General features: G+C 69.9%; 5 protein-coding genes. All 5 read left to right on the top strand.

Features of this window, described 5'->3' with window-relative positions; translation table 11 throughout:
• Positions 1-1,200: DNA internalization-related competence protein ComEC/Rec2 (locus tag AC1D1T_RS29010; RefSeq protein WP_477992987.1), on the top strand; the 1,200-nt coding region annotated here is incomplete at its 5' end.
• Between the two features lie 48 nt (positions 1,201-1,248).
• A complete protein-coding gene (locus tag AC1D1T_RS29005) occupies positions 1,249-2,685 on the top strand; it encodes a circularly permuted type 2 ATP-grasp protein (RefSeq protein WP_477992986.1) in 1,437 nt (478 codons plus the stop codon).
• Between the two features lie 36 nt (positions 2,686-2,721).
• Complete coding sequence (locus AC1D1T_RS29000) at positions 2,722-3,708, top strand: alpha-E domain-containing protein (RefSeq protein WP_047502107.1); 987 nt, start codon at positions 2,722-2,724, stop codon at positions 3,706-3,708.
• 21 nt (positions 3,709-3,729) lie between these two features.
• Complete coding sequence (locus AC1D1T_RS28995; protein ID WP_477992985.1) at positions 3,730-4,572, top strand: transglutaminase family protein; 843 nt, start codon at positions 3,730-3,732, stop codon at positions 4,570-4,572.
• Positions 4,573-6,418, top strand: a 1,846-nt coding sequence (locus AC1D1T_RS28990) for a transglutaminase family protein (protein ID WP_477992984.1), incomplete at its 3' end; no start/stop codon positions are given.

The raw sequence follows: 6,418 nt of genomic DNA, 5'->3' as shown, positions 1-6,418 counted from the left end.
CTGCGGGCCGGCCTGCGCACGCAGGCGATCGCCACCATCGGCCTGGCACCGCTGACGCTGGTCTTCTTCCAGCAGATCTCGCTGGTCGGCTTCGCGGCGAACCTGGTCGCGATCCCGCTGATCACGCTGGTGATCACGCCGCTCGCGCTGCTGGGCGCCGGCTGGCCGCTGCTGTGGACACTCGGTGCCTGGGTCGAGCAGCAGCTCGTGGCCTGGCTGACGCTGCTGGCCCAGGCACCGTGGGCGGTGTGGAGCGTGCCGGCCGCACCGGGGTGGGCGGCAGTCGCCGGGCTGCTGGCCGCGGTGCTGCTCGTGCTGCCGCTGCCGTGGCGGCTGCGCCTGCTGGCCGTGCCGCTGGCGCTGCCGCTGCTGCTGCCGCCGCGCGATCTGCCGGCCGCCGGCCGCTTCGAGCTGCTGGCGCTCGATGTGGGGCAGGGCACCTCGGTGCTGGTGCGCACGCAGCAGCACCTGCTGGTCTACGACGCCGGCCCGCAGTACTCGCGCGAGTCGGACGCCGGCCAGCGCGTGCTGCTGCCGCTGCTGCGCTCGCGCGGCGAAGACCGCATCGACCGCCTGGTGCTGAGCCACCGCGATGCCGACCACACCGGCGGCGCCGCGGCCGTGATCGCCGGCCTGCCGGTCGCCGAACTCGACAGCTCGCTGGAAGACGGCCACCCGCTGCGCGATGCCGGCGTGCCTGCCACCCGTTGCGTCGCTGGCCAGTCCTGGGACTGGGACGGCGTGCATTTCCAGATGCTGCACCCGTTCGCCGACGACTACGGCCGCGTCCGCAAGCCCAACGCCGTCTCGTGCGTGCTGCGCGTCAGCGCCGGCGGTCGCAGCGCGCTGCTCACCGGCGACATCGAGCGCGAGCAGGAGGGCGCGCTGGTCGAGCGCGTCGGCGCCGGCCTGCGCAGCGAGCTGCTGCTGGTCGCGCACCACGGCAGCCGTACCTCGTCGAGTGCGGATTTCCTCGATGCGGTGCAGCCGCAGGTCGCGCTGATCCAGGCCGGCTACCGCAACCGCTTCGGCCACCCGGTGCCCGAGGTGCTGGCCCGGCTGCACGAGCGCGACGTGCTGGTCGCCGCCACCGCGGCGTGCGGCGCCTGGCGCTGGCGCAGCGACCGCCCGGCCGCTGCTGGCGTTTGCGAGCGTGACCGCGCCCGCCGCTACTGGCACCATCGGGTGGCGCCAGCTTGATGACAATGGCCTGGAATTTGCTACCCTGACCGAGAGGAGACCGATTCGATGAGAGCAAGCTTCGACGAGATGCAGGCCACGGGCACCACGGTGCGCGACCACTACCGGGTGTACGAGCGCTGGCTGGCCGAGCAACCGGGCGACGTGATGCGTTCGCGCCGCGAAGAAGCCGAGATGATCTTCCGCCGCGTCGGCATCACCTTCGCGGTGTACGGCGCGAAGGACGAAGACGGTTCCGGCACCGAGCGCCTGATCCCGTTCGACCTGATCCCGCGCGTGATCCCGGCCGGCGAGTGGGCCAGCATGGAAGCCGGCCTGCGCCAGCGCGTGACCGCGCTGAACCGCTTCATCCACGACGTCTACCACGGCCAGGAGATCATCAAGGCCGGCATCGTCCCCGGCGAGCAGATCTTCAAGAATGCGCAGTTCCGCCCCGAGATGATGGGCGTCGACGTGCCCGGCGGCGTCTACTCGCACATCTCCGGCATCGACATCGTGCGCGCCGCCAACCCCGACGGCAGCGGCTCGTACTACGTGCTCGAGGACAACCTGCGCGTGCCCAGCGGCGTGAGCTACATGCTCGAGAACCGCAAGATGATGATGCGGCTGTTCCCCGACCTGTTCAGCCAGCACCGCGTCGCGCCGGTCGCGCACTACCCCGACCTGCTGCTCGAAACCCTGCGCGCGGTCGCGCCGGCCGCGGTCAACGACCCGACCGTTGTCGTGCTGACGCCCGGCATGTACAACAGCGCGTACTTCGAGCACGCCTTCCTGGCGCAGCAGATGGGCGTCGAGCTGGTCGAGGGCCAGGACCTGTTCGTCAAGGACAACTTCGTCTACATGCGCACGACGCAGGGGCCGAAGCGGGTCGATGTGATCTACCGCCGCGTCGACGACGACTTCCTCGACCCGCTGGCCTTCCGCCCCGATTCGACGCTCGGCTGCGCCGGGCTGCTCAGCGTCTACCGCGCCGGCAACGTGACGCTGTCGAATGCCATCGGCACCGGCGTGGCCGACGACAAGTCGATCTACCCGTACGTGCCGAAGATGATCGAGTTCTACCTCGGCGAGAAGCCGATCCTGAACAACGTGCCCACCTACCAGTGCCGCGATGYGGAAGACCTGAAATACGTGCTGGCGCACCTCGGCGAGCTGGTCGTGAAGGAGGTGCACGGCGCCGGCGGCTACGGCATGCTGGTCGGGCCGGCCGCCACCAAGGACGAGATCGCCGATTTCCGCAAGGCCCTCGAGGCCAACCCCGCCGGCTACATCGCGCAGCCCACGCTGAGCCTGTCGACCTGCCCGACCTTCGTCGACAGCGGCATCGCGCCGCGCCACATCGACCTGCGCCCGTTCGTGCTGAGCGGCAAGACGGTGCAGATGGTGCCGGGCGGGCTGACGCGCGTCGCGCTGAAGGAAGGGTCGCTGGTCGTCAACTCGTCGCAGGGCGGCGGGACCAAGGACACCTGGGTGCTGGAAGCTTGAAGACATGGACGCCTGAGACAAAGGGAGATCAAGAACATGCTGTCGAGAACCGCCGATCATCTTTTCTGGATGGCCCGCTACATGGAGCGCGCGGAGAACACCGCCCGCATGCTGGACGTCAACTACCAGACCTCGCTGCTGCCGCAGTCGGCCGATGCCGCGGCCAACGGCTGGAAGGGGCTGCTGAGCATCTCCGAGCTGAGCCACGACTACGCGTCGCGCTACGGCGAGATCGATGCCCGCAAGGTGATGGACTACATGGTGAGCGACGAGCGCAACCCGTCGAGCATCTACAGCTGCCTGATGGCCGCGCGCGAGAACGCCCGCGCGGTGCGCGGCACGCTGACCACCGAGGTCTGGGAGACGCAGAACCAGACCTGGCTCGAGTTCCAGCGCATGCTGCGCCACAAGACCTTCCAGAAGGATCCCGGCGAGGGCTTCGAATGGGTCAAGTTCCGCTCGCACCTGTCGCGCGGCGTGACGGTGGGTACGATGCTGCAGGACGAGGCCTTCCACTTCCTGCGCATCGGCAGCTTCCTGGAGCGCGCCGACAACACCGCCCGCATGCTCGACGTGAAGTTCCACGCGGTCGAGAGCGAGTTCTTCGGCACCGGCTCGATGGGCAGCAACGGCAACGGCAACAACGGCAAGGACCAGGAGTACGACTTCTACCACTGGTCGGCGATCCTGCGCTCGGTGTCCGGCTTCGAGGTCTACCGCAAGGCCTACCGCAACGTGATCAAGCCCGAGAAGGTGGCCGAGCTGCTGATCCTGCGCGCCGACATGCCGCGTTCGCTCGCGGCCTGCATGGACGAGGTCGTCAACAACCTGCGCCAGGTGGCCAACGAGCAATCGTCGGACACGCTGCGCCGCGCCGGCCGCCTGCAGGCCGACCTGCGCTTCGGCCGCATCGACGAGATCCTCGCCACCGGGCTGCATGCCTTCCTCACGCAGTTCCTCGAACGCGTCGGCACGCTGGGGGTGGGCATCAGCCGGGACTTCCTGGTGCCTGTTGCGGCATGACTGCCGCATGACCGGCACAGGATGAAACTCGATATCCGGCACGTCACGCACTACGACTACAGCGCGCCGCTGCAGTACGCGCTGCAGTCGTTGTGCCTCACGCCCCAGGCGAGCGCGCACCAGACGGTGCTCGACTGGAACCTGTCCGCGCCCGGCCAGCTGTTCGCGCAGCGCGATGGCTTCGGCAACCTCGCCCACACCTGGAGCCTGCGCCAGCGCACGTACCGCGGCGTGGTGCGGGCCTCGGGCGTCGTGCGCACGCATGCCTCGCCTGCGCTGGTCGATGCCTGCATCGCGCCGGAGTTCTACCTGCGCGCGACGCCGCTGACAACGGCGACCGGCGCGCTCGCCGCGCTCGGCCGCCGCCACCTCGACGGCCCGGCCGATGAAGCGCGTGCGCTCGCGCTGGCCCTCGACGTGGCCGACCGCATCGCCTACGAGGGCGGCAGGACCACCACCCGCACCAGCGCCGCCGAGGCGCTCGCGCTCGGTGCCGGCGTCTGCCAGGACCAGGCGCATGTCTTCATCGCCGCCTGCCGCGCCGCCGGCGTGCCGGCGCGCTATGTCAGCGGCTATTTCCACGCGCCCGAAGCGCCCAGCCTCGCAAGCCATGCCTGGGTCGACGTCTGCGTCGACCGGGCCGCGAGGCGCTGGCTCAGCGTCGACATCACGCACCGCTGCCTGATGGACGAGCGCCACGTGCGCCTGGCCGTCGGCCCCGACTACGCCGCCTGCTCGCCGATCCGCGGCGTGCGCGAAGGCGGCGGCGACGAGACGATGYGGGTCAGCGTGGACATCGGCGTCCTGCCCGACGTCCCCGAGACCCTTCCCGAAACCGCCGTGCTCACCGCCCAGGAGCCTTGAATGTCCATCCATGTCGCGCTCAACCACGTGACCCACTACCGGTACGACCGGCCGATCAACCTGGGCCCGCAGACCATCCGGCTGCGGCCGGCGCCGCATTCGCGCACCCGGGTGCTGAGCTACTCGATGCGCATCGAGCCGGCAACGCACTTCATCAACTGGCAGCAGGATCCGCAGTCGAACTACCTGGCCCGGCTGGTGTTCCCGGACAAGACCACGTCGTTCCGCATCGAGGTCGACCTGGTGGTCGAGATGTCGGTGCTGAACCCGTTCGATTTCTTCCTCGAACCGGCGGCCGAGCATTTCCCGTTCGAGTACGACGCGTCGCTCGCGACCGAGCTGGAGCCGTACCGCCACAAGGCGCCGCTGACGCCGGCCTTCGAGAAGTACCTGGCCAGCATCTCGCGCGAGAAGATGCAGACCACCAACTTCCTGGTCGCGCTGAACCAGCGGCTGCAGAAGGACATCGGCTACCTGATCCGCATGGAGCCGGGTGTGCAGACGCCGGAGCAGACGCTGGTCAATGCGAGCGGCTCGTGCCGCGACTCCGGCTGGCTGCTGGTGCAGATCCTGCGCCACCTGGGCTTCGCGTCGCGCTTCGTGTCGGGCTACCTGATCCAGCTGAAGAGCGACGTGAAATCGCTCGACGGCCCGAGCGGCACCGAGGTCGACTTCACCGACCTGCATGCCTGGTGCGAGGTCTACCTGCCGGGCGCCGGCTGGATCGGCCTGGACCCGACGTCGGGCCTGCTGGCCGGCGAGGGCCACATCCCGCTCGCGTGCTCGCCGGAACCGTCGTCGGCCGCGCCGGTGAGCGGCGCGCTGGACGAGTGCGAGACCGAGTTCGAGCACACGATGAAGGTCACGCGCATCTGGGAGGCGCCGCGCGTGACGCTGCCGTACAGCGATGCGCAGTGGGGCGAGATCGAGGCGATGGGCCACCGCGTCGACGACGACCTGCGCCGCCACGACGTGCGGCTGACGCAGGGCGGCGAGCCGACCTTCGTCTCGGTGGACGACCGCGACGGCGCCGAATGGAACACCGACGCGATGGGGCCGACCAAGCGGCTGCTGAGCGCCGACCTGATGGACAGGCTGCGCCGCAAGTACGGCGACGGCGGGCTGCTGCACTACGGCCAGGGCAAGTGGTACCCGGGCGAGCAGCTGCCGCGCTGGTCGCTGAACCTGTTCTGGCGCAAGGACCGCGAACCGGTGTGGACGCACCCCGAGCTGTTCGCCGACGAACACAAGGACTACGGCGTCACCGACGTGCAGGCGCAGAAGTTCCTCGAGGGCGTCGCGCAGCGCCTCGGGCTGGACGGCAAGCATGTGTTCCCGGCCTATGAGGACGTCTGGTACTACCTGTGGCGCGAGCGCAAGCTGCCGGCCAACGTCGACCCGTTCGATGCGAAGCTCTCCGATGCGCTGGAGCGTGAGCGCCTGCGCAAGGTGTTCACCCAGGGCCTCGACAAGGTGGTCGGGCATGTCTTCCCGATCGCCCGCAACCCGGCGAAGAACGGCCCGCGCTGGCAGACCGGCCCGTGGTTCCTGCGCGCCGAGCGCTGCTACCTGATCCCGGGCGATTCGGCGATGGGCTACCGGCTGCCGCTCGATTCGCAGCCCTGGGCCAGGGACGCCGACCTGCCATGGGTGCATCCGCCAGATCAATCGCAGCCGTTCGCGCCGCTGCCGCCGTACCGCCGGCTGCGCCATGCGCAGGGTGGGAGCGACGCTGCCGGTGGCGCCACGCCGGCGTGGGAGCGCAGCGAGACGGGCGCCGGCGGCTTTGCCGGCCGCTCGCGGGCCGCGCTCGGCCTGGGGGCCTCGACCGCGCGCAGCGCGGTGC

This window comes from Rhizobacter sp. P2_H3 (assembly GCF_056403355.1).
This window is presented reverse-complemented; position numbering and strand designations above follow the sequence as displayed.

Excerpts from the sequence above, each read along its gene's own strand:
- AC1D1T_RS29000 (WP_047502107.1), top strand. The coding sequence starts at position 2,722 with ATGCTGTCGAGAACCGCCGATCATCTTTTCTGGATGGCCCGCTACATG.